General features: G+C 48.6%; 19 protein-coding genes. 10 read left to right on the forward strand and 9 right to left on the reverse strand.

Going from position 1 to position 26,147, the window contains the following annotated elements; all coding sequences use genetic code 11:
- Positions 1-304: 304 nt before the first annotated feature.
- A complete protein-coding gene (locus tag EHO61_RS14350; protein ID WP_281276680.1) occupies positions 305-583 on the reverse strand; it encodes an HTH domain-containing protein in 279 nt (92 codons plus the stop codon).
- Between the two features lie 492 nt (positions 584-1,075).
- Between EHO61_RS14350 and EHO61_RS14355 the strand changes: the two genes are divergently transcribed.
- Together EHO61_RS14355 and EHO61_RS14360 are read left to right on the forward strand one after the other, a co-directional pair.
- Positions 1,076-1,879: a sterol desaturase family protein gene (locus EHO61_RS14355; RefSeq protein WP_135814269.1), complete on the forward strand. Its 804-nt coding sequence runs from the start codon at positions 1,076-1,078 to the stop codon at positions 1,877-1,879.
- 258 nt (positions 1,880-2,137) lie between these two features.
- On the forward strand, positions 2,138-2,443 hold the full coding sequence (locus EHO61_RS14360; RefSeq protein WP_135814270.1) for an RNA recognition motif domain-containing protein: 306 nt from the start codon (positions 2,138-2,140) through the stop codon (positions 2,441-2,443).
- Between the two features lie 290 nt (positions 2,444-2,733).
- On the opposite strand, the gene EHO61_RS14365 is transcribed toward EHO61_RS14360, so the two are convergent.
- Complete coding sequence (locus tag EHO61_RS14365) at positions 2,734-4,251, reverse strand: ArnT family glycosyltransferase (RefSeq protein ID WP_135814271.1); 1,518 nt, start codon at positions 4,249-4,251, stop codon at positions 2,734-2,736.
- Between the two features lie 116 nt (positions 4,252-4,367).
- On the opposite strand from EHO61_RS14365, the gene EHO61_RS14370 reads away from it, so the two are divergent.
- Together EHO61_RS14370 and EHO61_RS14375 are read left to right on the forward strand one after the other, a co-directional pair.
- On the forward strand, positions 4,368-4,775 hold the full coding sequence (locus EHO61_RS14370; protein WP_135814272.1) for a GFA family protein: 408 nt from the start codon (positions 4,368-4,370) through the stop codon (positions 4,773-4,775).
- Between the two features lie 158 nt (positions 4,776-4,933).
- The gene (locus EHO61_RS14375) at positions 4,934-6,280 is read left to right on the forward strand and encodes a PP2C family protein-serine/threonine phosphatase (RefSeq protein ID WP_135814273.1); all 1,347 of its coding nucleotides are present in this window, start codon (positions 4,934-4,936) and stop codon (positions 6,278-6,280) included.
- Positions 6,281-6,438: 158 nt separating this feature from the next.
- Here the strand turns inward: EHO61_RS14375 and EHO61_RS14380 are convergent, their stop codons facing one another.
- Both EHO61_RS14380 and EHO61_RS14385 read right to left on the reverse strand, forming a co-directional pair.
- Entirely contained in the window at positions 6,439-6,897 is a 459-nt protein-coding gene (locus tag EHO61_RS14380) for a DMT family transporter (protein WP_135814274.1), read from the reverse strand.
- Positions 6,898-6,978: 81 nt separating this feature from the next.
- A complete protein-coding gene (locus tag EHO61_RS14385) occupies positions 6,979-8,967 on the reverse strand; it encodes a sensor histidine kinase (protein WP_135814275.1) in 1,989 nt (662 codons plus the stop codon).
- A gap of 286 nt (positions 8,968-9,253) precedes the next feature.
- On the opposite strand from EHO61_RS14385, the gene EHO61_RS14390 reads away from it, so the two are divergent.
- The 4 genes from EHO61_RS14390 to EHO61_RS14405 are packed head-to-tail and all read left to right on the forward strand — an operon-like array spanning position 9,254 to position 15,272.
- Positions 9,254-9,607, forward strand: coding sequence for a hypothetical protein (locus tag EHO61_RS14390; RefSeq protein ID WP_135814276.1), 354 nt, complete (start codon positions 9,254-9,256; stop codon positions 9,605-9,607).
- Positions 9,608-9,658: 51 nt separating this feature from the next.
- Positions 9,659-10,972 (forward strand): TolC family protein, encoded by a 1,314-nt coding sequence (locus tag EHO61_RS14395; RefSeq protein ID WP_135814277.1) that lies wholly within the window; start codon positions 9,659-9,661, stop codon positions 10,970-10,972.
- Positions 10,969-12,129: an efflux RND transporter periplasmic adaptor subunit gene (locus tag EHO61_RS14400; protein ID WP_246032153.1), complete on the forward strand. Its 1,161-nt coding sequence runs from the start codon at positions 10,969-10,971 to the stop codon at positions 12,127-12,129. The genes EHO61_RS14395 and EHO61_RS14400 overlap by 4 nt, the downstream gene beginning before the upstream one ends.
- Positions 12,129-15,272, forward strand: coding sequence for an efflux RND transporter permease subunit (locus EHO61_RS14405; RefSeq protein ID WP_135814278.1), 3,144 nt, complete (start codon positions 12,129-12,131; stop codon positions 15,270-15,272). The genes EHO61_RS14400 and EHO61_RS14405 overlap by 1 nt, the downstream gene beginning before the upstream one ends.
- A gap of 85 nt (positions 15,273-15,357) precedes the next feature.
- On the opposite strand, the gene EHO61_RS14410 is transcribed toward EHO61_RS14405, so the two are convergent.
- Positions 15,358-15,807, reverse strand: coding sequence for an LA_3150 family lipoprotein (locus EHO61_RS14410; RefSeq protein WP_135814426.1), 450 nt, complete (start codon positions 15,805-15,807; stop codon positions 15,358-15,360).
- A gap of 25 nt (positions 15,808-15,832) precedes the next feature.
- Positions 15,833-17,620: a hypothetical protein gene (locus EHO61_RS14415; RefSeq protein ID WP_135814279.1), complete on the reverse strand. Its 1,788-nt coding sequence runs from the start codon at positions 17,618-17,620 to the stop codon at positions 15,833-15,835.
- A gap of 852 nt (positions 17,621-18,472) precedes the next feature.
- Here EHO61_RS14415 and EHO61_RS14420 point away from each other — a divergent pair.
- Complete coding sequence (locus EHO61_RS14420; RefSeq protein ID WP_135814280.1) at positions 18,473-20,125, forward strand: helix-turn-helix domain-containing protein; 1,653 nt, start codon at positions 18,473-18,475, stop codon at positions 20,123-20,125.
- Between the two features lie 22 nt (positions 20,126-20,147).
- Here EHO61_RS14420 and EHO61_RS14425 read toward each other — a convergent pair whose 3' ends face one another.
- Entirely contained in the window at positions 20,148-20,609 is a 462-nt protein-coding gene (locus EHO61_RS14425) for a TfoX/Sxy family protein (RefSeq protein WP_135814281.1), read from the reverse strand.
- A gap of 89 nt (positions 20,610-20,698) precedes the next feature.
- On the reverse strand, positions 20,699-22,975 hold the full coding sequence (locus EHO61_RS14430; protein WP_135814282.1) for an NAD(P)-binding domain-containing protein: 2,277 nt from the start codon (positions 22,973-22,975) through the stop codon (positions 20,699-20,701).
- A gap of 118 nt (positions 22,976-23,093) precedes the next feature.
- Here EHO61_RS14430 and EHO61_RS14435 point away from each other — a divergent pair, with 118 nt between their 5' ends.
- Complete coding sequence (locus EHO61_RS14435; RefSeq protein ID WP_135814283.1) at positions 23,094-24,752, forward strand: hypothetical protein; 1,659 nt, start codon at positions 23,094-23,096, stop codon at positions 24,750-24,752.
- Between the two features lie 41 nt (positions 24,753-24,793).
- On the opposite strand, the gene EHO61_RS14440 is transcribed toward EHO61_RS14435, so the two are convergent.
- Positions 24,794-26,056 carry a PQQ-dependent sugar dehydrogenase gene (locus EHO61_RS14440; protein ID WP_210415350.1) on the reverse strand — a complete coding sequence of 421 codons (1,263 nt, stop codon included), beginning with the start codon at positions 26,054-26,056 and terminating at the stop codon, positions 24,794-24,796.
- Between the last annotated feature and the right edge of the window lie 91 nt (positions 26,057-26,147).

The raw sequence follows: 26,147 nt of genomic DNA on the forward strand, positions 1-26,147 counted from the left end.
ACAGATGTAAGTGTGGTAACACATTGAGTCGAGTGATACTAATAGCTCGTGAGGCTTGACCATATTACGAAAGTATTGAGAAGTTTACTTCTTCTCAATGGTAACAACGCCAACAGTCATCGATCAGATGATATTCGCAGTTATAAGATGTGTTTAAGATAACACAACAAAAGCCAGAGTGAAAACTCTGGCTTTTTTGTTTTGGGGCATCTCCTCGCTGGAACGCTCGGACCAGGATGCTATGGGGCAAACCCCACTCGTGCAGGGAATAGAAGTGCAGATTTACTTTTTCTTTAAATCCGAATCAATTCAAGCCAGGTGCGTCTCTTTCTGTCGGTTCTTCCCATGGAGTCAGTGCGAATCTGGTGGGTCTTTTGCTGACTCGTCGAAATGGAGTATGCGGATTGGTCTTGATACTCACATAGATTTGCGCCGAGATCGTTGCCCAAGGTGTTTGTCCAACGGAATCCGTTTTCCATTTCATTTCTTTTGCAAGTGTCCAGATCTCGGAGGCACTCATAGGTTTTCCGGTAGTATTGAGCGCTTTTTCTGCTATTTCGAGAAAGGATGGATATTCTGGCATATATAAAGATTTCTTCTATATATTGAAATTGTAAACTGATTTATGTTTTCTTGCGTTAGGGATACGAAAGGCGCGGAACGCGGACCCCGCAGGCCGTTCGGCCGAGGAGTTCGAAGCGGAGCGAAGCCTGGAGTAGCCCGACCCGCGGAACAGGGAATGTTTTGCGATCTTAGAGTTTTGGTGCGGGGAACGCGCATGATTCTATTGTTGCGATTGAATGGATTCGGAATTTGGGTAATTGCAATTCCGAAAGAAAGCTGAGTTTTGCTTGAGAATAATGTAATTTTCTGATATAGGTGTCCCGACCTTCTCCCACGGGCCCTCCTCCTCCACCCAAAGATTAGGGTGGGGGCTCGCAAAACCCTGCAGGAACTCCTGCAACGCCGAATTCCCGCTGCTTCGATAGACAGATCTCGTTCTGTGTTCGGTAAGGAGGAAAATATAGGATTGCCTTTTCGCCGGGTATGTCCTACCTTAAAGGAGCAATATTCTATGGCTCAATCAGGAGAAATGATTTTGAAACTGCTTAAAGAAATGACTTTTCTCGAAGCCTTCTTTCTTTTCCTAATGGAAAATCTTGCGATATCTCTCCTCTCGATTCTCTTCGGAAATGTTTTCGTTCGTCTGTATCCAAGCCGTAGGGTTTCTATTTTGCCTCCTCCGGTTGATTCGAAGGAAGTCCTTTGGGTTTCTTCTACGTTACTGCTGAACACTGCAGTCACTTTGGCCGGATTGTTTCTATGGAGAAACGGTTTTATCGTATTCCGAAACGTTTGGGGTATATCGGTCCTAATCGACGTTTTGATTCTTTTTTTTGTAATGGACGCGTTGATGTACATTCTGCATAGAGTTGCCCATATTTCTTGGATCTATCCGTTTGTGCACAAAACCCATCATCTTTATGAGAATCCCCGTCCTTTAACCTTATTCGTTCTGAATCCATTCGAAGCTCTCGGGTTCGGCGCGCTTTGGCTTCTTGTGCTTTGCGTATATGATTCTTCTTGGATCGGTATGAGTATTTATTTAATCCTGAACGTAGTGTTCGGTACTTTAGGTCACCTCGGAGTGGAGCCCTTTTCCGATTTTTGGATTAGGATTCCGGTTCTCCGTCTTTTTGCCACGAGTACCTTTCATGCCCAGCATCACATTCGCCCATCGTACAATTTCGGATTTTATACTTTGATCTGGGATCGGCTTTTTCGAACCCTGTCCCCCGATTATGAGGAATACTTCGGGAAGATCTCGCTCGAACGAGAGGAGGAAAAGAAATACTTCCTGCGGAATAGTGGGAAATAATAATTGCGAATCATCAATTGCGTTCTTATTGAATTGGGTCAATCCGAGGGATAACGGAATGAGAGGGTTAGCTCTATTTCATCCGTAAACCGCAGACTTTTTGCCTTTAGTAAGAAAATGTTCTTGCAATGTAGGCCTTCGACTCCTTACTAGTACTTAGGTTCTTTACTCGTTCTGTTTTAATTGCATGGCCCGTAATGATCTAAATTAAAGATACGGATTATTTATTCAAATCTGTATGGAACGAGGATAAAATTCATGTCATCAAAATTATTCGTGGGCGGCCTCAGTTGGTCGACTACTGACCAAACCCTACGTCAAGTATTCGAAGTTCATGGCGCAGTCCAAGAAGCGAATGTGGTAGTTGATCGCGAAACCGGCAGATCTAGAGGATTCGGTTTTGTTACCTTTTCCGATCAGGATTCCGCCCAAGCTGCGTTGGCGGAACTCAATGGAAAAGACATCGATGGACGTAATATCGTTGTCTCGGTCGCGGAGGATCGATCCAGATCCGATCGCAACAGAGGTAATAATAAAAAATTCAACCGCAATAATCGCTGGTAGAAGCTTAACAGTTTACCCCTTTTTACGCCACCAGGACCCTATATGTTACTTTTAGGGTCGGGTGGTTTTTGACAATACTCGCTAACAAGCTGTCCCTATCTTCTTTTATGAGGTTAAAGGTGATAGCTATCTTGTTCTGTACGCTTTTCTTTAAATACACTGTATCAAAGGTGAAAAGTACGGAACGAAGAAAAAAAGAACGTTAACCCGGAGGAAGAGTCTCCTTCTTCCACGGGCCCTCCTCCGCCACCCAAAGATTAGGGTGGGCCCCCAAAAATTCTCGCAGAGCTCTATACAAAAAACCGGATCCTCTTCCAAAAATCCTCCATTCCAATCCGTAACCCCTGGCACAAATAGATTGGAACCTCCGTCTCATTGGTAAATCGTCTCGAATATTTCCCGACTTCCTTGACGTCTTTGAATGCGCCCTCGAGCTCTTCTCGTTTGAAGCCGACAGCAAGGACCGACTTGTCTTTTCCCTTTCCATAGCCCCACAAATAGTAACTATTGTGACCGCTAATGACCGGAATCGAACCATGGGAAAAATGCTCGATCGCGCCGGCATGGCCGTAATATTTTCCGAGAACGACTGTTTCCTTGCGCGTATCGGATGGAAGTGCCTCGTAGGCATTCGTAACGGACTCGTACAATTTTTCCCAGTCGAAGCGGTCTCCGAACCATTGCGGAAGAGCCGCCGCTTTCCCTTTTTCGATCTGAGGGATCACTCCGATGGTCGAGGCGTACGCGGCAAGTGATTCGGGAGAAAGTACGGGAAGGCCCGCCGGAAGAAATGCGATTCCTGCTGCAACCGCCGTAGCCAGAGCGGTCGGCATGATCCAGCGTCGTCTTAGTTCTTCAAGCAGACAGGCTCCTCCTGCAAATAACACCGGATAGGCGGCGGCGATTCTGTCCGGTCTGCTGGACTGCGCAAGGATCAGAAAGCCGAGTAATATCACAAAGACCCAACCGAAGACTCGGAGCCCGGTTTCCTTCGGTTGTTTGAAAAAGAAAAAGACTCCCGCTACCCAGAGAAAAACGGATCCCGGATTTTCGGAAAGAATCTGATCGACGATGACTCGAACGGGAGACGCCGGTAAATTTTTCAACGCGGTCGCATTCCGATAAAATTCCAACGAAACCCAATCGTGACGAATCTCCCAGAAAAAATTCGGGGCCAGAATCGCAAAGGCGATCAAGCCTCCGAGCCAAAGATAAGGACTCAGAAATTGACGGAATTGTAAAGTGAGAAGAAGTGCGACAGCGAGAACGATGATAAAAACCGCGAATGTGTGCTTGTTCTCCATTCCGATCCCCGCAAGAACACCTACGAGAATCCATAGCTTCGGCTTTTGGTCCTGTATGAGGGCGATCACCGTAAGAACGATCCCGTTCCAGAGCAGAACCTCCAGGCTGTTCATAGAATAAAATCCGAAGAGAACGAGAAGCACAGGCGACCCCATGACTGCAAAGGCCGAGAGAAGAACCGCGAAATTTCCTCCTCCGAACCTTCGCGCAATCGTGCCCGTAAGGAACACCGTTCCCGCTCCCGCCGCAGCAGGAACGAAACGAATCGCTGCGAGAGAATCTCCGAACAGTTCTACGATCGTTTTCAACAATAGGATCGAAAAAGGCGGGTGATCTACGTACCCTGCATCCGGTCGCGAGGCACAAGCAAGATAATAGAGTTCATCGACGAAATAACCGTAACCGTGAAATGCATTCGCTCCATACTGGACGGCGAAATAAAGAAGGGATAAAATTCCGGGAAGGAAAAGTCCGTGTTTTGCAAAGGAAAGAGACGGCATCATGGCTTCTTTTACGAAGAATCCTAACGGTAGGAAAGCGAAATTCGAATAAATATGACATTTCTTGTCATCTATTTCCCGTACAATGGATATATATCCGTTTGGAGGAAAGAAAACTCATGTCTCTCAAAACTTATACGGGAAGTTGTCATTGCGGCGCGGTTCAGTACGAAGCCGATATCGATCTGAGCAAAGGAACCGGCAGGTGCAATTGTTCCTTTTGTAGAAAGACCCGGAACTGGTCTATCCTGCTGCAGCCCGAGGCACTTCGGCTGTTAAAAGGCGAGGAATCCTTGGGGGATTACGTTTTTAATACGAAGAACAACCACCACCATTTCTGTAAGAACTGCGGTGTTCGGACGTTTACCAAGGGATTTGTTCCGGAGATCGGCGGCCACTACGTCGCCGTTTGGCTTTCCACTCTGGACAATGTGGATCCGGTGGAATTGGCGGAAGCTCCTCTTCATTATTCGGACGGCTTGCACAATAACTGGCGCAATCCCCCGGTAGAGATCCGCCATCTCTAAGTACGAGAAGCGGTGGACGGTTCGTTTTCGGACTTGCAGGTGCAAATCGTCTTTTTGAATCGGTCAGGATTTTAGGTTTATTTTTTTCGATTGACCCGGTCGGCAATGAGGTAACAATTTAAACCCCTTTTTTTCGCCGGTTTTCCTTCGTCTAGAACATGCCTACATTCTTAGACCAATTCAAAAAGACACTCCGGAGCGAGATGACCGTTTCCCTGTTCCAAGGAGCCTTCGGTGTTCTCTTTTTCTGGTCGGTTCTGAGATTCTTCGTCCCGTTCGCGGAAGTCCCTCATCCGCTTCTTGTAGGATTCAATTTTCTTTATACGATTTCCATCGCGCTTTACTCCAACTATAAAATGGTGACGGGGCGTTGGACGGCCAATCTTTGGGCCAATCGGGCGCTTTTGCTTTCTCTTCCTCTTCCCATATTTTACGGTTATTTTACTTTCCTTTCCCCCGATTATCTTCCGGTCCTGATCGTGTTCGTAGTGGGTGTGGAGTTGCCGGTATTAGGACTCGCCAAAAGTAGATATCTGACTCTTTGGTATGCGGCTTATTTTTCCTCATTTTTATTGCCTTCGTACGTTTGGAGAAGGGGATACATGGAAGAACATTCCGTTTTTCTTACGGTCTTTCTCACGACTTGCTTCTTTCTTCATTTCTGGCTTGTTCGCGCTTCCGATAGCGTGAAAAAAATGGGGGCCCAATTGACCAGAAGCCTTGTACAAACCAAACAGAATAAGAGAACGTTGAAACGTTTACACACCGTGCAAGCCATAGATCTGACTTTGGCGCGCAGGCTGCAAAGGGACACTCTTCCCGATCTGAAAAAATTCGAGTCCGGAAATCTGACGCTTTCCGCGAGGTACGTTTCCTTGGATACGGTCGGCGGGGATTTTTACGATGTGGTGGATTTGGGAGAGGGAAAAACCGGGCTCTTTATCGCGGATGTCTCCGGCCACGGAGTCTCCGCGGCCTTGGTGACCATGATGACCAAGGCCGCTTTCCGGAACCATTACCGGGAACAGTCCGACCCTGCTCTTCTTCTGAAAATCGTCAATCGATCGTTATGCGGAATGCTGGAGAACCAAGGGATGTTCGTGACCGCGTTTTATTGCATCATTCATCCGAAAGGAGAGCTCCTGTTTTCCAGCGCAGGACATCCTCCCGCACTTTTTCTGAACAGAAGAGAGAATAGGATCCGGGAATTGTTTACGGAGAACACCTTTTTTCTGGGAATAGAACCGACATGGAGTTATAAAACGGATTCGATTTCCATGACCCGAGGAGACCGCATCCTGATCTTTACGGACGGTCTCATCGAGGCAAAAAACAAGATCGGGCAGCAGTACGGGGAAGGGCGGCTGTCCGAACTTCTATTAAAAAAATCGAATCTTTCCCCGGAGGAATTTTCGGAAACTCTCATGAAAGACTTGGGGGAATTCCAGGCGGGGCGTCACTCGGAGGATGATATCGCTTTCGTTTGCTGCGATTTTCGCGGTTAGAGGAATCTCCGCGTTAGGGATACGGAGGGCGCGGAACGCGGACCCCGCAGCCTGAAAGGCGAGGAGGCCGAAGCGAAGCGTCGCCTGGAGTAGCCCGACCCGCTGACCGAACATCAGGATTTTCGAAACCGGAATCGTAAGGGGAACGCCCGAACTTTCTAACCTTCCTTTTTGACCAACCAAACTCCGAGAACCAAAAGGCATAAGCCGACGATTTTCAAGAGAGAGATCGGTTTTTCCGGAAATCCTAAAATCCCGTATTTTTCCAATACGAGAGCGGTGCTTACTTGGCCGACCAGGAAGAGCGCCAACCACCCGGTTGCCCCTAGTTTGGGTGCGAAAACGATGGCGGAGGTTACGATAAGCGCTCCCAAAAGTCCTCCGGTCCAGATCCACCAAGGATTATCTATTACTGTTTTGTAAAGAACTCCGGAGGGTCTTCCTTCCCCCAAAAACAATACGAAAAGGAATAAGGCGAAAGTCCCTACGAGAAACGAAAGTGCGGAAGCTAACCAGGAACTTTCCAAGCTTTTTCCCAGTAGGGAGTTGATTCCCGGCTGTATGGACATGGCGATTCCGGAAAGTAAGGCGAATGCGATCGGTAAAAGTAAGTTCATAAGAACATAATAAGACTATCGGCTTTCCGATCGAGTCTTTCCTGGTCGATCGGTCATTTCTTTTCGATCGTGATCGATCTCTTAAATCGAAATTTCCTTTTTTTGAGGAATCGAAAACGTGAATGTAGTTCCCTTTTGCAGATCGGATTGTACGGAGATCTTGCCATGATACGCCTGGATGATGCTGTACACCAACGGCAACCCGAGTCCGGTACCGACTTCGTTTTTGGTTCCGTATCTTGTGGATTTTACGTCCGTGGAAAACAAGTGGGGAATCATTTCCTCCGGGATCCCAACACCCGAGTCCTTTACGGAAAATTCCGCGTCGTCCGATTTTCTGTCGAAATCGATTTCCACGGTATCGCCTTCCCGACAGAATTTGATGGAGTTGGAGACCAGATTCGTAAAGATCGCAGCCAACAAACTTCGATCCATTTCTATCGTCGCTTCTTTCGGGATCCGGTTCAGGATTCTTATGTTCTTGAATTTGGCCTGGCTCCAGAATCGACTCAGCACATCTTCGACTTCGAAATGCAGGTGAAAGACCGTATTGTCCATGCGAAAAGATCCGGAGCGCAGACGGTTCAGATCCAGAAGGGTGGAGATCATTTCCAAGGATTGCATGGAAGTACGTTCCAATCTTTCGATCCATTCCAAAATGGAGGAATCGTCCAGGCTGTCATAATCGCTCCGGATCAGTTGCAGTACGCCGATGATATTCGCCAAGGGAGCTCTTAGATCGTGAGTTACCAAAGAGATGAACGTGTCCTTAAGCGCGTTCGCTTCCTCCGCTACCCGTTTGGCGCTCCTCAGTTCCTTGGTGCGTTCGGCTACTTTCGTTTCCAGCGATTTCTGCAGTTCCTCCAGCCGGACAAACGCATTGGAAAAACGGATAGAAAGCATGGTGGTCTGGGAAAACAAGAAAGCGAGTAGGCCCCAGTTGGCAAGATACCCCGTTTTGATCCATAAGGCTTGGTTCAGGATATCGTTCAGGGTGGTCAAGAAAAGGATGCTTCCTCCCGCCAAAAAGAGAAGGGAACCTTCCCGTTTTCGGACCAAGGTGAGGACCATTACACAAAGCAGGTAGACCATGAATAGTCCCACGAAACCTTGGAAAAATTGGATCCACCACATGTACTTCGAGGAAGGAAGAACGCATACGATCCCCGAAAACAAAATAGAGATTCCTAGGATTCCGCGTAATGCGTAAACGTGAAACTCTTTGGGGAAAACGCCGTTTAAGAATAAGGAAAATAAAGGAACGGAGATTACGAACGTCAGAATATCCGCTTTGTGGATATAAACCCAATATTCGTCCGGGAGGACTTCGTAGATCCAAACCGAACCGGTAAAGAAGGTCCGGACGCTTACATCCACGCAAAACCATCCGAACCAAAGAGCGGACCGATCTATCCTGCGCATCAAGTACAGGATTAAGTGGTACAATCCCATTAAAAACGTGGCTCCGAATACGAGCCACCCTAGGGAGGATTCGGTTTCCTTGGCTTCGAATATCGAAATCGCGGGACCGAATTGGATCGATTTTCTCAGTCCTCCCGTTATATGATAGAAATTTGATATTTCTATTTCCAACTTCAGTTCGGACTTTGCATCCGGCAATAGCACGATCGGATGCTTGTAGGAGGGAACCATCCCGGCCTTGTCGGGAGCCACTTTCCCGTTTTCACGGAGCAATGTTCCGCTCTCGTAGAGTCTAAACGCGGTGGAAACGTCGTTGATTCTGAGGGCGAGGTCTCCTCTAGGCCGGTCGAGAAGGATCTTTAAGCGATACGTCCCTGTGCCTTCTCCCCCGTGTTCCGTCCCTGCGGCGGTTCGAAATTTGTTCCAGGCGCCAGGCACCTTGAGATAGGCAGGGTCGGTCCGAAAAAGGCTCGAAGAGGAAAGTCCGTCGGAAAATTCCCAATCTCCCTCCAGGGAAACGATCGGGTTCTTGTCCACATCCCAGCCTCTCAAATCCAGGACCCCGTTTTTCACCTTCTGAGGCTTGTCGATGCCGTAACATCCGTCGCATAGGAAAACGACCAAAAATATGAGAAAAGCGGACCTCATCGGTTTTACGGCCAATATAAAACGAGACGGGATCTTTGGAAGAAAAACCCGGTGGAGAGCAGATTGTCAGGTTTACGGGTCGGAATCTAACCGCTGTTCTCCCGGATGAAGTTTCCGATAGATTTTCCGTTCTGCATAGAAAATTTTTCTTGGTAGGGGAACTTTTGAGATCGGGTTTCAACGGGAATCTCAATCAGATTCTCCTAAACAAAGAAATCCGTCGGAATTTGGTTGAATTCTTGCTCCTCTACGGTCTAAAAATGATAGTGACGAAAAGAAGCACCTCATGCTGGATCGTTGGTTCTTAAAGCTCTTCTTAAAGGCGTTTGTAATCCTGTTCATCGCCAATTTCGGCTATCAGAAGATCGTCGATAACGAAGCCGTATGCGGAGCTTTAGGCATAGCAGAGGAGCATTGTCCTTATGCGACTCATATTCCCGGTCATACTACCGAGGATTCCGATCATGTTTGTATCGACTGTCCCTGCAACTTGACCCTTTTCGTTTCCTGGGATCTATACGTCGCCCGGGTATATAGCAGACTTTCCGTACTATTCTATACTTCTCCTATGCCGGTCGTTCTCGCATACGAATTGCCGATACGACTCTTCCGCCCCCCTCGAAACTCCTCCTTCGCTTAACACACTGCGAACCGAGGGAGATGGATGAATCTCCCTCTAGGAGGTCAACCTATGCGCATATTTTCAATATGGCTTCTCTACGTCGTCACGGGAGGGGTCGTTTATTCTCAATCCTCGGACGGATCACAGGTTCCTTCCTGCTCGGGGCCTTTGGATTTAAAACGCATCACGGTATGCGTCTTGGAGGCGAGTCCTGAATATAGGACGGAGCAGTTAAAACTAAAGGAGATTTCGGGGAAAAAACAGGTCGCTTCCTACCTGTTCCCTTCCAACCCGGTGGCGAGCGCTTACGTTGCGCACCGGAAAGGAACCGTCTCCGAAGGAGGGCCCTTGGGGACCGGTCCCGCTCCGATCGCCATGAACCACCAAATCCTAGTCACCCAGGAAATTTATATGGGAGGCAAGAGGGAAAAGGCCAGAGAAGTGGCCGAAGAGGAATACAAAGTCCAAGCGGGAAGACTGGAAGCGGTGCGTCGGAACACGCTTTCTCGGACGATTTCAGGAGTCTTGAAATTTGCAGGGTTCAAGCGGGAATACGAAGGCACTCTCCAGTTGTACGAGCTCGCGAAGGAATTAAAGGAACTCTCCCATGCTCGTGCCCAGGAAGGAGTGGCGCCTGCAATGGATGTGGACGTGGCCAGAGCGGAAGAATTACGGCTTTGGAAAATTCTCAAGCAAGCGGAACGGAAACTGGAATCCGCAAAGGGGGAACTGCTCATCCAATTGAACCGGCAGCCCGACTCTTCCTTGGAACTGGAAGTTTCCGGCGTTTCCCTAAAGGAATTGCCCAAAGATGTGGTCACTCTCGTTAAGATCGCGCTCGCAAATCGTCCGGAAATAGGTATGACCGAAAACGAGATCGTCCTCGCCGCGCGAAAGCTCGAGCAGATCAAGTTGCAGAGAGTGCCGAATGTGACCTTAGGCGGTTTCGTTCAAAACGACGGATTTAACGAAAAAGTGGTGGGTGCCCAAGTAAGCCTTCCTTTAACTCTTTGGAGGACTTACGAAGGCGAGATTCGCAGCGCAGCGTCCGTAAAAGAACAGGCTTTTGAGAACGCGAGATTGCAGGAGAGAAACATCCGATTGGAGATCGTGAACGCGGTTTCCGGCTATCTTGCCTTACATACGGAGATGGAACAGTACGATCCTACGTATCTGCGGGACTTGGACAAGGATTTGCTATTATTAAAGGAAGCCTTGCGTACGGGACGGATCAAAGTCGTGGACGCGCTGAATTCCCAGCGGATCCTCACGGGGGCGAAATTGAATTTTATTCTTTCCCGAACCGAATACTCTCTCGCACAGGTGGAGTTGGTTCGCGCCATCGGATTATCTTTCGAGGAATTTCTCGAGGAAGTAAAATGATGAAAAAAATCGCATTCTATACGTTGGTCTTTCTGACCGTCGGACTCACTGCTCTTTTTGCATATAAGAGATTTATAAATCACAAAAGCGGAATGAAATCGCACGCTTCCCAGGAATCCGGGGAAGCGGATTCCGTTTCTCTGGACAAGGAGCAATCCGAATTGTTCCATGTCGCCGTACGAAGGGTGGAAAAAAGTCGTTTCAGAAGGACGATTTCCCTGATCGGAGAGGTCGCTGCGGTGCCAGATCGAATCATCGAGGTTCCGGCAAGGGTGCCCGGCCGGATCACTGCGGTAAAATTCGTGGAAGGCTCGCAGGTTTCCAAAGGGCAGCTCCTGGCGATTTTGGATTCTCCCGATCTCGCGAAACTAAGATCCGCCTACAATTCCGCGAGAACGAGATACTCCGCCGCTTCCCAAAATACGGAGCGGGTCCGTAATTTGGTTTCGATGAAACTCGCGGCCAAGCAGGAAGAGATCGATTCGGAAGCGAATTTGAAAGTGATCGCCGCGGAATTAAAGGCGTCCGAGGAAAATCTAAGGGCCAACGGTCTGGAGCCGAGCGAAGAAACTAGCGGGAAATACTCCATCTATTCTCCGATTGCCGGAATCGTACTGAATCGGAACGCCTTGCCGGGTGCACTCGTTCCGGCTACGCAGAATCTCGCCACGGTGGGGAATATTTCCGAGCTATGGTTCATGGCTAAGATTTTCGAATCGGATCTCGGAAAGGTCAGCGAAGGCGATCGGGCCGACATCATCTTGAATTCCTATCCGGATCTGGTCTTCGACGGGAATTTGGAACATATCGGCGAACAGGTGGATCTGGCATCCCGTACCGTCCACGCTCGTCTGGTATTCCGGAATAAAGGTCGTAAGGCCAAGATCGGACTGTTCGGAACGGCTAAGGTCGTAACGGAAACCGGTATGGGGATACTCGTTCCGGAATCGAGTATATTCAAGAAAAACGATGAAGACATGGTTTTTGTCCGGACGGACATCCGGAGATTCTCCGCTAGACGAGTAAGGGTAGCCGGATCGGAGGATGGAAACGTCGAGATTTTGGAAGGACTGGAAGAGGGAGACGAGGTCGTTACGCAAGGTGTTTTCGAGCTTAAATCCTTGCTACTCAAATCTTCGTTCGGGGAGGAAGGCTGATGGAATTTTTGACAGCGATTGTCCGCTGGAGCCTTCACAATCGATTGAGCGTCCTGGTTTTTTCCGCGCTTCTCGTATTGGCGGGATTGGACTCCACGAGGAGGCTGAAGATCGACGCGGTACCGGACATCACGAACGTCCAAGTCCAGGTGATTACGGCTGCGCCTGCATTGTCTACTTTGGAGATCGAGCAGTATGTGACGTATCCGATCGAGAGGGCCGTTTCCGGAATACTGAAGTTGCAGGAGGTCCGTTCCGTTTCTAGATACGGATTCTCGATCATTACGATCGTATTCGAGGAAGGTGCCGACCTGTATTTGAGCCGGCAACTGGTCAGCGAAAAATTGGTGGAGGTCTCCAACCAAATTCCTCGTAACTACGGTTCTCCGCAGATCGGTCCGATCTCCACCGGATTGGGTGAAGTGTACCAATTCGTGCTGAAGAGTAAAACCCATTCGCTTACGGAACTCACCACGTATCTGAACTGGTTCGTCAATCCGGTCCTGAAAACCGTCCACGGAGTGGTGGAAGTGAATACTTTCGGAGGAAAGGTAAAGCAGTACAGAGTTGTCGTGGACATATCCAAAGTGGCGGCCCTCGGCTTGGGAATTAGGGACGTAGCCGAAGCGGTTTTGACCAATAATACCGCGACCGGAGGCGGATATGTGGAGAGGAACAAGGAACACCTTGTCATCGGCACGGAAGGCCTATTGAAAAAACCGGAGGACTTTTATAAAATTTCCATAGGCAAAACGCCCGACGGGTTCCCGATCTATCTCTCCTCGGTCGCAAAAGTGGAGGAGGGGTTCCGTCTCCGTAAAGGAGGGGCTACGTCCGACGGTCACGGAGAAGTCGTCGGGGCTATGACCCTCATGTTGGTGAACGAGAACTCTCTGCAGGTTACTGACGCTGTAAAGAAAAAGATAGAAGAGATCAAAACAACCCTTCCCGCCGGAATGGAAATCGAGCCGTTTTACGACCGCTCCGTCATGGTAAAGAATACGATCAGCACCGTCCTTTGGAATTTGGGGGAAGGTGCGATTCTCGTCATCCTCGTCCTATTCCTCATGATCGGAGACCTTCGGTCCGGACTCGTGATCGCGGTCACGATTCCTTTGGCCATGCTTTTCGCGATTACGATCATGCGTTTCCGGGACCTTCCCGCGAACCTGATGTCCATGGGTGCCATCGATTTCGGACTCATCGTGGACGGGGCAGTGATACTGGTCGAAAATTCCTTCCGACGACTTCTGGAGCTGGCCAGGGAAAAAGGACGTCGCTTAACGTTCGAAGAGAGAAGGGAAACCATACTGAGTGCGACGGTAGAAGTCCGTAAAGCGACTATCTTCGGGGAAATCATTATCGGAGTGGTCTATCTTCCCATTCTTACGTTATCCGGAACCGAAGGGAAAATGTTCGTTCCTATGGCCCTCACGGTGTTGTTCGCGCTTTTGGGCGCCTTCTTTCTTACTTTAACGATCATTCCCGTACTGGCCTCTTACTTCCTGGATCCTAAAGTGAATCAGGAGGAAGAGACCGCCTTCTTTAGGAGGATCAATCGGGAATATAAACCTTTTTTGGACAAGGCGATGTCCCGATCCAAACGCGTGGTATGGACGGCGCTCGCAGGATTTGGGCTCGCCATCGCGGGCTTTGCCTTTATGGGAGCGGAATTTATACCCACAATGGACGAAGGTTCCGTACTTTTGGAGATCTCCCGGTTGCCGTCCAGTTCGTTGCAACAATCTTTGGACACTTCCACAAAGATCGAAAAGGCGTTACTGGCCAAATTCCCCGAGATCGTAAGCATCGTCTCCAAGACGGGATCTCCCGAACTTGCCAACGAACCTATGGGTCTGGATAAGACCGACGTATTTTTGGAGCTCAAACCTCGAAAAGAATGGCGGTTTAGCAAGGCGGAATTCGAGGAAGAGATTTCCAGGACGGTTTCGGATGCGGTTCCGGAGGTAGCCTTCGGAATTTCCCAACCGATACAGATGAGAACGAACGAGATGATCGCGGGGATACGAGCCGACGTCGGAATCAAGATCTTCGGAGAAGACCTCGCCACTCTTAAAGGTTTGGCGGAAAAAATCTCTTCCTTAGCGAAAGGAGTGGAAGGAGTCGCGGATCTTAGGATAGAACAATTGTCCGGTTTGGAGTACCTTCGGGTTCGACCTAGACGGGAAGCGATGGCAAGGTACGGTTATTCGATCAACGACGTGAATCAAATCGCGGAGTCCCTTTCCGCCGGACACCAAGTGGGGGTTCTCTTCGAAGGACAAAAAAGATTCGAGATCGCGGTGGTTTCCGAATGGAAATTGGAAAACGATTTGGGTAGTTTAAAGGCGCTTCCCGTAGGCACTAAGGGGAAGATCGTCCCGTTCGGAGAATTGGCCGATGTTTCCTTGGAAGACGGTCCCGTCCAGATCAATCACGAAAACCAGTACAGACTCGCGATCGTTCAGTTCAACGTTCGCGGGAGCGACATGGTGAGCACCGTCCAGAGAGTGGACGACAGGATACGTTCCAAAATCGTTTTTCCTCCCGGATACAGATACGAAATGGGCGGGGAATTCAAGAAATATAATTCCGCAAGATCCACTTTGATGGTCGTGGTTCCGATAACGCTGATCGTTATTTTACTGTTTTTGTACCTGGCTTTCCGGGAATTTTCCCCGGCACTTTTGATCTTCCTGAACGTACCGTTTGCGGTTACGGGAGGCGTGTTTTCTCTTCTTCTCCGCGGCATGCCTTTCAGTATTCCGGCGGGAATCGGGTTCATTGCGCTTTTCGGGATCGCGATATTAAACGGATTGGTTCTAGTAACGTTTGCGCGGGAAGAGGAGGCAAAAGGGGTGGATGCGGCAGAAGCGATCCGAAGGGCAGCGGAGCATAGGATCCGACCTGTGATCACCACCGCGCTTTTGGCTTCGATCGGATTTTTGCCGATGGCTTTATCCACTTCTCCCGGGGCTGAAGTCCAGCGTCCCTTGGCTACCGTGGTCATCGGCGGTCTCATCAGTGCAAGCCTTCTCACTCTGATCGTGATTCCGGTAGTATATGCGAGATTCATCCACGTAGGAAGAAAACCGGAAAAGTCACTCGGCGGAATCGATCCGAATCGGACTCGGATCAAATAAGAATGTCCGGCCTCGTTTCGTTTACGAGGACCGGACAAAAAAAAGCGGAGTTTCCTCCGCCGCAGTGGTAACTCTAAAATGGCTTTTAGAAACCGGCCGCTTGGATGGCGGCGAACGTACATACGCCCACATCAGGGTTACATTCGTACAGTTTGTAGTTGAAGTTGTTTCCGGTCCCGCGTTGCAGAACTCCGCCGGCGAATCCCAGCGAGCTGCAAGTGGATTTGGAAACCGTTTCTCTCACTAAGGGAGGAGCATTCTGCAACGCACCTAGGGTCGCGTTGAAAAAGTCCGTTCCGGAAGCGGAAACGCCGCTATTCTCTATGATAAAAGAATCGTAGCAGATCCCGCTCCAAGAAGTCGCGTCCACTTGCGTGATTCTCAGGACGGATTTCGTGCTGTCTCCGGAAGGAGCCGCCAAAATCGCCGCCAAGATCCCGCTGTTATCGGTCTCGTTCGTTTTTCCGTGCTTAGCGCAGGCGGATAATCCGATGGCAAGAGCGAGGATTAAGGTTTTTAAAAAAATCGATTTCATCATTTTTTCCTGATTCGCTCAGATCTTAGTTAGATCTGTAGCTTCCCTCCTGAGCTGCGTAATACTTTTCGTTGGTCATTACGCCGGTTTGAAAGCTGAACTGGGCCTGGAGAATGATCGACTGGTTGTCCAGCGGTCTTGCTCCTCCGGTGGCCGGGTTAACTCCCAGCATAGTATGAAAGTTGTTATAAAACAACTGAACTTTCATCAAGTGTTTGTCCAGGAACAGGTTCACACCCGCCCAATAGGAACGATATACGTCGTTAGGATCGATATGGTGGTCCCTGTTGAAGTCCCCTTGTAGGTAGTCATAACGGACAACCGGCATGATGTAGTACTTGGAAAGAACCGGAATGTTATAACCGACGGTTACGTGGTATCCCATTGCATTGTTGGAAGCCGGACCGCTCATTTTGGTATAAGCTCCGTTCAGGTAGAATCCTTTCGAGTAAAAGGTGGTATCGTAGGTGTGAGCTACGAGTCCCCATCTAGGAGTACTCGGGGTGGTGGTATTGTTCTGGATTAGAGAGGCGCTGGTCGCTCCCGCGTATCCGTAAGGAATACCGTATCCGTATCCGTTAGCCGAAGTAGCTGCGTTTCCGAAGTCCGGAGCGTTTTGCGGAGACACGATGTTCACAGCAGCGGCGCCTTTCGGGAATGCGTCCACTAAGTTTCCGATCGTGGAAATCGCAAGTGGGTTAAAGTTCTGGGTTTGGAAACCGGACATCCCGATGGACCATTTTGTGCTGGATTGGAAGATTTCTTCCCCTTCATGCCAGCCTACTTCTTTCCCGACTTGGTTAACTAGACCGCCCAGAGGGTTGAATACTACCCGCCAGATGTAAGTCGGAGTGGTAGTGATCGCCGCAACGTTTCCGTTTCTGGTGTTGTATAGGTCGGTTTTTCTACCTGTTCCGTAGTCACCACCTGCACCGCGTCCATTACCTACGAAACCGGTTACGGAAAGCACTTGAGTGTATTTGTCTCCGAGAATCGCTTTCAAAGGATGCGTATTGATCATCGCTCCCATATCGAACTGAGGAAGCGCGATGGTGATCATCGAACGTTCCACGTTGATCAAGTTTTGGGAAGAAGCGATGTATTCCCTGTTGAAGGGAACGTTGATTTGTCCGAAGGTCAAACGGCTGTTTGCGAATTTCGTTTGCAGATAACCGACCGCTTCTTGGATGGCTCCCCTGTTATTTGCGAGAGAACCTTGCTTGGAAACGACGGTTGTCGTTCCTGCGCTACCGGTACAAGCTGCAGTGGTACAAACAGTGGTTGTCGTAGCGGGTTGTAGCTCCGGTCTGGCGAGTAAGTTTTCCAAACGGATGTTCACCACGCCTCCCCACCAATCGGAACCTTCATACATGGCTCCGAGTCGCAGACGGCGAACGTTCCAGTCGACTGCTTGGAAGTTGTCGTGACCGTTGTTAAAGTTCGTGTCTTCGGATCCGGAAATTCCGCGGAATTGCAGACGTCCGTAGATCGTCAGTTTTTCCTTTTGTGGATCCTTGGGACGGTGAGCGGATTGGTTTGGTATATCCGTAAAGCCGTAACCTTTCAGGAAGTTTTCCTCTTGGATCTGGCCACTCTCCCGTTTGTCTCCGGTATTCGCTTTTTCTCCAGTAGCAGCAGCGCCATTGCCGTTCTCGCCTTGGGGCGCATCGTCTTGGAGTTTTACGCGATTCGGACCAGGATTGACATAAACCTGTCCAGTGGCCTTATCCACGTATAAATCTTTCGAATACAATGCTCCAGCCATTGAGAGAAGGATGGCGGTTATCAATATCCTTCCGATGAATCTATTCATCTAATTTTCCGACCTTGCTTATTTCGCAACGAAAAACGAATCAAATGCACGCATTGAGATTTCGTTCCGATAGGTCTTTTATGGTATATTGTTGTTACGAGTTGATTACGTCGTATTTACGATTTATATATTATAAAAAAGTAAATAATGAATAATTAAAGCAATAGGGAGGCGGAGTGGAAAATTTTCGGTTTTCTACCCGTGGGGAAAATTCGCTCGCAAGAATTTGTATCTTGGTGATGTTTGCGTTGACTCGTGTATTTTTTGGAGAGGCTATTTTGTGGCCTTCTTGCGTCCATCGCAAATATATTTCGGTTCCCTTCGGGTGTTGAAAAAGTATTCCAAAATTCGGAAATAGGAATATTTGTGTATTAGATGTAGCTAATGGATTTCTTTCGGAATTTTCCTTACTTTTGATTCCGTCGAAATCGACTCCGATTCTAAAAAATGGAATTCCTAAAAACGGAATTTGGAATGTATCTTCGATATTGTTTTTCCTTTCAGGGGACGCGACGAATTTTCGAATCCAGGTGCAAGTTCGACTTTTGGGCAAGATGCGCGGATCGGGGGGAAAGAAAACACTCCGGATTCCGAAAATAGGACTACCCTATAAGGACGTTCGATTCGTGTCGGATCGCCCAAAGCTCCAAATTCCGGATGGATTCCCGTTTTTATGGGAATTTCGTTCTTGGACAAAAGGCCTTTGCAAAGGCCGGAATTTTACTTTGTTCCGGATTTTATTTTCTGCTAACCGAAATGAATTAGCTCAATTTTATTAATTGCGATTAAAAACTAGATGGAAAACGATCCAGCCGTGACCATAGTTCGTATAGAAGTAATTTTTTAAGTATCATGCAGAAGCGGCGTTTACCATTCGAATCGTATAGGAATATTCTCGGGATCCTCTGTCTCTTTTTCTCGGTTTCCGCTCTCCGAGCACAGACGGACCCTACGGTTCATATAAGCGAATCGACCCGGAATCTGAACGTCAGCTCTCAAGTCGAATACCGTCATAGGGATCGTAAGTTCACGTCCTGTAGTCCGGAAAATCTGAAAGGAATGGAAGGGTTGGAATGGTATCTCAACCCGATCCAAGATGTTCTTAGGGTTCGTAGGACTTCCAACGGAGTTTGGTTACGGCTTACGGTTCGGAACGATGCGGGCGTTTCCTTGGAAAGAAGGCTGGTATTTTCTTCCATTAATGTTCCGAAAGCGGAACTCTGCTACGTTTCCGAGGAAGGTTTTCGTAGCTTGGAGATCACGGACCACTCGGGATTGTTGTACAACGAGATCGTCGCCCCGAGACCGAATTTTCTGGTACGATTCCCGGCAAAATCGCGAACGGTTTTTTACATCCATTTGGACGCCTACGAGGAACTTACGTACGTTAATTTCCCTCTTTCGCTTTTGGACGAGCAAGCCTTTATAGAATGGATCCTCATGAAGAGGGCCTTATTTCTGGTCGGCTTCCTGGTAACGTTGCTTGCGCTGGGATTGAATATTCGTTATTGGAATCGATTTCGTACGGGGGTCTTTCTTTCATTTGCGGGGAATATCGTCGTACTTTTCTTCGGATTCTATTTCCTGCATGTGAGGTCCATACATTCCTGGCTCGGGTGGGAAAATAAGATCGGCTTCTATTCCTATTATTTGTTTTTGACCCTGTTCTTAGTGACCGCCTTCCTCTATCTTTTCTATCTCGCGAGATTGTTCGAAGTTCCGATTCGGTCCGTCCGAATCTTCGTTTTCGGCTGGTTGTTCAGCTGCCTTTTCCTTTTGATTCCGCTTTTCCAAGATCTTGCGGACGAGAGATTTTTCCTTTTGGCGGGAGGGTTCGGTATCCTTTCTTTCTACTTCTATAAAGTCCATGCGGAATTGGTCAAAAAACCGAATCGTTATGTAAGGCTTTATTTTCTTTCTTGGGTCGTATTCATTCTGTCGTTTTTTGTGAAGGCGAGCTACCATTTCGATTACAGTCATTACCGCTGGCTCATCGTTTTTTCCTTCATCTTTCTATATCCGGTTCATATCTTGGTGACTACCTATTCCTTATACAGGATCGTTTCCGAAAAACTCTGGCTCTCCGTAACGGGTAAATCTCAAATTCGGAAAAGCAAGATCGGTTCGATCGACATCAACCAGACTGTGATTAGGTTGAAGGAACTTCTAGAGATGGAAAAAATCTATCTCAAGCATTCTTTGAAGGAAGAACATTTGGCCAAGGAGTTAGGGATAGGAAGTCACCAATTGTCCGAGATCGTTCGTCTGGAATTCAAGACCACGTTTCCGAATTTGATCAATTCGTACAGGATCCAGGAGGCGAAGCGGCTGCTGGTAGAGGACCCTAGGATGTCAACGAACGAGGTCCGAATCAAGGCGGGTTACAGCTCCAAATCCGCCTTTCATTTGGAATTCAAAAAAGCGACGAATACGAATCCGAACGCTTTCCGAAAGGAAGCGATCATCGGCAGGGAAAAATCCAGAAATCGGGAAATCCCCGCCTGACGACAGTTAGAACGAGTCGTTCTTAACGTTTCTTACCGACTTTCTTTTTAGGTGCCGACTTCTTCTTCGCGACGGTTTTCTTTTTAGGCGCGGCCTTCCGGGAAACCTTTTTCTTCGGAGCGGCTTTTTTGGCGGAAGCGGAGGGTTTTTTTCCCTGTTGAGAACCTGCTTGGACGGATTCCCTTAACGCTCTTTGAAACCAGAAACGTAGATCTTCGTCGTCTTCTATGACCTCTTCGGGAACTTGCCAGTAGGACATACTGACCTTTTTGCCGTTCTTTCCCTCATAGCTGAACGGAGCCATTCCGGCCGCTTCATATTCGGCTTGGTTGCCCGGACCTACTTTGAAATACAAAAGATCGTTGATAACCATTCCGAAAATCCGATTTCCGGAATAGATCGCGGTTCCTCCGAACATATTTTTGTACGTGACCGGTCCGCAGACTTTCAGGCGGTCTTGGGCATATTCTAAAAACGAACTCATGGAAATGAATTTATGAAATCGGTCTGTCCGCTGGCGACAAGAAAACGTTTTCGCATTAGGAAAACCGGATTTTCGGAAGGTCCGAAACTTTAAAGAGTCGCCTTCAAAGTTTCTCGTACCTCTTTTCCGTTTCGAATTTCTCCGAAGGACAAAACTCCCGTAGGACAATAGGTGACGCAGGCGGAGCAGCGCACGCATTGCACGCTGTCCATCGGCCGCCCTCTATTTGCATAATTCATCACGTCGATTCCTTGGTGGCAAACTTTCGTGCATACATTGCAGGAGATGCATTTCTTTTTCTCCGCAAAGATCCGGAATCTGCTGAATCTAGCGTATACGTGCATGAGAGCGGCCAGGGGGCAGAACATCCTACACCAAACCCGTCCGGAAAGAAAGAAATATGCGCCTAGGCCCAATACTCCCGCTAAGCCTATATCGACGAAAACATCGTAGAGTTTTTTGATCGGATCCGCGGTTTGGGCTAGAAATTGGAAGTAGGCAGAATAGCTTCCCAGGAGCTTGGCCGCAGTGAGAATTCCGGCCGCCAGAAGGATCCATTGACCGGAATGTTCCAAGCGATAGGCCCAAAAACCGTGCGACATCTTCGTTCTGGATTCGTCCCCCAGAGTCTCCGCCAATCCGCCGCAAGAACAGATCCAGCCGCAGTAAGCCCCTTTTCCGAAGCGGATAACGAGATACGGGATTAGCAAGAACGTGAGAGCAATTCCGTAAAGGAGCCAAAAAGCGGTGATTCCTCCGTCGTACAGAACTCCCATATTCAAAGGCCAGGCCAATACCAAACCGTACGCTTTCCAATAAGCTCCGCCCGGAAATACCTGTGTGAGAAGGAAGCCGTCGGGCGCTCCTAAAAATCCTCGGCTTCCCAGGAATGGGAGAATGATTTCTGGGAGTAGAAAGAGGGGAAACACCTGGACTAAAATCAAAGTCCAGGTTTGTCGCCGGATGTATTTCGTGGGACGGACCTTCATTCTGCGAATTCCGAAAACGACGATCGTTAAGGAATAAAGGAAAGTATAATGAAAACCCGGAGCTTTCCCGAACAGGAACGTACCGAAATACTTGGCCAAAACGTACGTGGAACAGAAGTAAAGCGCCGCCGTCGACAAATAGAAGGTCCGGAATAAGGACCAATCCAGGCCGATAGGCGACCGGTCTCGCATCGAGTACCAAAGGATGCCGAAAACACCGAACCCGAATAAACCTGCGGACGCTGCCCAGGAATACCAATCGATCCCGTAAAACGCGGACTTACCGAAATAGACGGCGACAGCAAAGGAAAGAGATGCGAAGAATCCCGTCCAAGCTCGTTTCGATCGGAAATTTTGGAGGGCGACGCCTATCCGTTTCAAAAACGACGTGGGCGGTTCGGATCCGATCAGCACGAGAGTCGAATCTACGGAAAGGCTTTTCTCTTTAGCGGTAGATCGTAGAAAAACGTTTCCGGTCCGGATTTCGGACACGGAAGTTTCTGGAAAAAAAAGGATTTTTCCTTTCGACGTCAGATCTAAAAACCTACGCTTGTTTTCTTCTTTCGGACGTGAGAGTTCTGCGGATCGATAGGAGAGAGTGACGGATTCCGCGCTTTCTTCCAACGCCAGCGACGCTTCTATCGCGGAATCTCCTCCGCCTACTACGAGTACCTTTTGTCCTTGGAAATCCGCGGGATCGATCAGGCGATGAAACACGTTCGGGAGGTCCTCTCCTTTTACTTTTAATCTCCTGCTGTCCCCCGATTTTCCGATCGCTAGGATGAGGTGCAGGCATTCGAACGTTTCTCCCTCTTGTGTTCTGACCGCGAACCTAGATTTAGGAAAAGAGGAAGGAAGAATTTCCGATACGAGAACATTCTCCCGTAGGGGTAGGTTTTCTTCCGTTAAACGAAGTCTAAGATCCTCTATAAGGGATTCCTTAGTTCCGTTCCGGATCTGCAATGGAGAGGAAATTTGCAGGTCCGAAGGCTCTGCAAAGATGGGTTTCCCTTTGGGATAACTGGAGACAGTATGAAAGGCCTGGTTCCCTTCCAAGATGAGGAATTTCATCCCTCTCTTTTTGGCTTCTATTCCCGCGGAAACGCCCGCCGGGCCTGCCCCTACGATGATCAGATCGTAAATTTCCCCGTCGGTTTTTTCCGCCACGCTTCGGGGAAGCAGGGATACGCATTTTGTTCCGCTGTCCACCGCATATTTTAATAGAGGAAGTCCGGTCAAATCTCCGATGACGTATATTCCTCGGACGGAACTTTCGTAGTTCTCTCCGATTTCAGGATAGGTTTCTACGCCTCCTTCGGGCGCTTCGTTGCGTAACCAGCGAAAATACTCCGGCGTAAACGGAAGAATGAGTTTCATAGGAATTCCCGGTCGGATAGCAATTCATAAAAGGACTCGACAACTTCGGTCCAGTCTTTTTCAATCTCGCCTTGGTTTCTAGTAGAGGAATTGTTCCTTTTATAAGCGGGGTTTTTCTTTGTTCTGGTCGGTGTTTTTACGAAGGTTCTCGATTCCTAAGTTTTTAACGGTCGTTTCCGCCGCTATCTTCTGTACGGCTTTGGTAAGCGTAGGCGGAACTCCTTCTTTAGCGGACGATTTTTATAATTCCGACTCTTTGTTCTTTCCCATTCTCTATTCGGAACTTTTTTTAAAAGGAGGTTCGATCGGATTTTATCCGATTGAAGATTGGTGCTGGACTCCCTCTCCGTATTTTTTTCCGGACCTTGCCGTCTATCTCGTTTTGAGGACCTTATTTCTGCCGATTTCCCATGGCGCTTGGGAAATGACCCATCTGTTTTATGCGCTCTTCCAATGGACTTTTTTGTTGGTGGGAATTCCGGTTTTATTTCGGGTTTTGCGGAAGGAGCCCGATCGGAACGGATTCGAATTCGTGTTTTTATCCTTCGGATATCTATTAGGCGCGGCTTTTCTATTTTCGGGAGAAAAGTTGTTCCTGTTCCTTCCCGGTTACCACGGAGGAACCTGGGCTTCCCTTTCTTGGATTTGGGCCTGTCATTTTTCCTGGAAAAGAAAGGGAGGAAGAACGTATTTTTACGGAACGATTCTTGCCGTCTTTCTGCTTTCTTTGAGCGACCTTTTTTTCATACCGGCTTTCGCGATTCCTTTGGCGATCGTAGAAACGTACGAATTTCTGTTCAAAAATCGGAAGTTACACGGATTTCGAAAATTTTGTTTCTCCGTTTTTCCGACGATAGCGGGCCTGATCCTTTCCAAGATCGTACTTGGAATATTGGATAAAAATAAAGTAATTCTATTTCCGGGGTCGTATGCTTCCGGTAAGGTGGGATGGTCCGTTTTATTCGGGAATCCGAAAGTCTGGTGGAACGATTTTACGATCGCATCGAGCGGTCTGTTCGGATCGAACAGGATGGAGATCGCGATTGTAGCGTTCGTTTTCGTCCTCGCTCTTTTCCGGAATCGCATTCGGTTTTCGGAATTTTCCCCGGCAAAACCCCCTCGTATTCCGATACTTCTTTTTGCCTCTCTCGGATTTTTGTCTCCCCTGTTCCTTGTGCTTCTTGCCGCCATCAACGGTCATGTAACGCAGAGCGGAAATCCCATAGATCGCTATTTCGGACAGATGACCGTCGCGTCGCTCGGGGCGGTTTTTTGGCTGCTCGGTTCGATGGAAATCGGAAGGAAGTTCCGGGTCGGACTCTTTGTCTTTCTCTTTTTAGGAAACGCACTGCTCGTTAAGGTCGCATTTTCCAAAAAGATGGATCCGGTTTATTATCCGGAACGAATGCGATGTTTGGATCGTCTGGTCACGGAGAGGGGTTACCGACGCGGGATTTCCAATTTCTGGATCAGCCGACCGATGCGTATTTTTTCTCGGTCGGATACGGTTATTGACGATTATTTACCGGACCTCAATCTCTTTTATTGGCAGAATACGTTTGCCTGGTTTTTATCCGACGTACCGTATACGTTTGCAGTCATGGAAGGTATCGATGAAGCCGCGCTCAAGTCGGCCTTCCCCGACGCCAGGCCGATCGCCGACTGCGAGAGTTGGAAGATTTACGATCTCTCCGATTCTGACGGGGAAAAATCCAAAGCATTGATCGACTCGAACAGGAACAAGATCGGGATCTGGAAAGGATCCCGTTCCAAATGAAAGTTCTCCGACCGCGATCGGTATTGCAAGTGCGACCTAGGTTATTTTTCCGGATCTATCCTTAATATCTTTCCGGATCCGAAATCGGCTAGATAGAGGGAGCCTCTTGCGTCCCGACCGAACGTTGATATGAGCACGGGCCATTTTCCTAAAGAATATGCCTCTTTCACTTTTTCCCCGTTTTTAGGAAGGGGGATCGCCCAGATCCGTCCCGAGACGAAATCTCCGAAAACGTACAACCCGTGAAGATCGCCGATCCGGTCGTTCGTAACTACGAAACCTCCCGTGATGGAACTACCGTCTTCCCTACCGTATTCGTAGATCGGATCCGTCAATCCGTTCCGATCGCAGTTCTCTTTCGGTTCGAAACAATGCGAGGCTTCGGTCTTATTCCACCCGTAGTTCTTTCCGGCTTCTATGATATCCACTTCCTCGTAGAGATCCTGGCCTACGTCGGCTAGGATCAATCGATCGGAAGGATCGAAGGAGTACCTCCACGGATTTCTGAGGCCGTAAGCGAAGGTTTCCGGTCTGTAATTCTCGTTTCCGACGAAAGGATTGTCCTTAGGTACCGCATACTCCTTGCCCGGATCCTTGGAGTCCACATCGATCCTTAGCATGGATCCCAAAAAGGTTTTCGGATTTTGTCCGTTCCCCTTCGGATCCGCCATCCAACCTCCGTCCCCCCAGCCTATGTATAATTTCCCGTCCCGTCCGAACGCCAGTTGCCCGGCGTTGTGGTTTCCGTAAGGTTGTTCGACTTCCATGATGGTCCGTTCTTCCTTTAGTTTCGATTTTTTAGGATCTTTGGGAAAGTCCATGGTCCACTCGGAAACCCTGCTTGTATCTTTTCCATTTTTCTTAATTACATAATTTAAATATAGTTTCGGCTTTTCCGGAAAAGCGGGATGTAACGCGATCCCGAGCAGCCCTTCCTCGGAATCCGTAAGTACGTTCGGGATTTTAGCGATCAATCCGGAACTTCCATCTTTGGGGTCCAGCCATTTGATCGAGCCGGTTTTTTCCAATACGATAAAGATTTCGGGACCCGGGATCGAGAGTAAATCCGTGGGCTGATCAAAACCTTCCCCCACGGTCGTTAAGGAAATTCCGATCTTTTTACGACGCTCGTCCTGTTGGGTAAAGACCGGTTTAAATCCGGATTCCTTCCCTTCGGCGGAATATTTTGAAGAGTCTCCGATTTTTGCCACGAGAATCCTGCGGACTTCGTCGCAGGACGTAAAGAAGGAAAACGAAACGAAGAGGAGAAGCGGCCCGGAAATTCCAAAACGAGAATATTTCATGCAACGAATCATCCTGACGGGAAAAGGAAGATCCACCTTTTTTTGAAAACCCGGATTCGAGTTGCGTTCGTGAATCCGTGAGAGAATCTTC

This window comes from Leptospira fluminis (assembly GCF_004771275.1).
In the GTDB taxonomy this organism is placed as follows: domain Bacteria; phylum Spirochaetota; class Leptospiria; order Leptospirales; family Leptospiraceae; genus Leptospira_B; species Leptospira_B fluminis.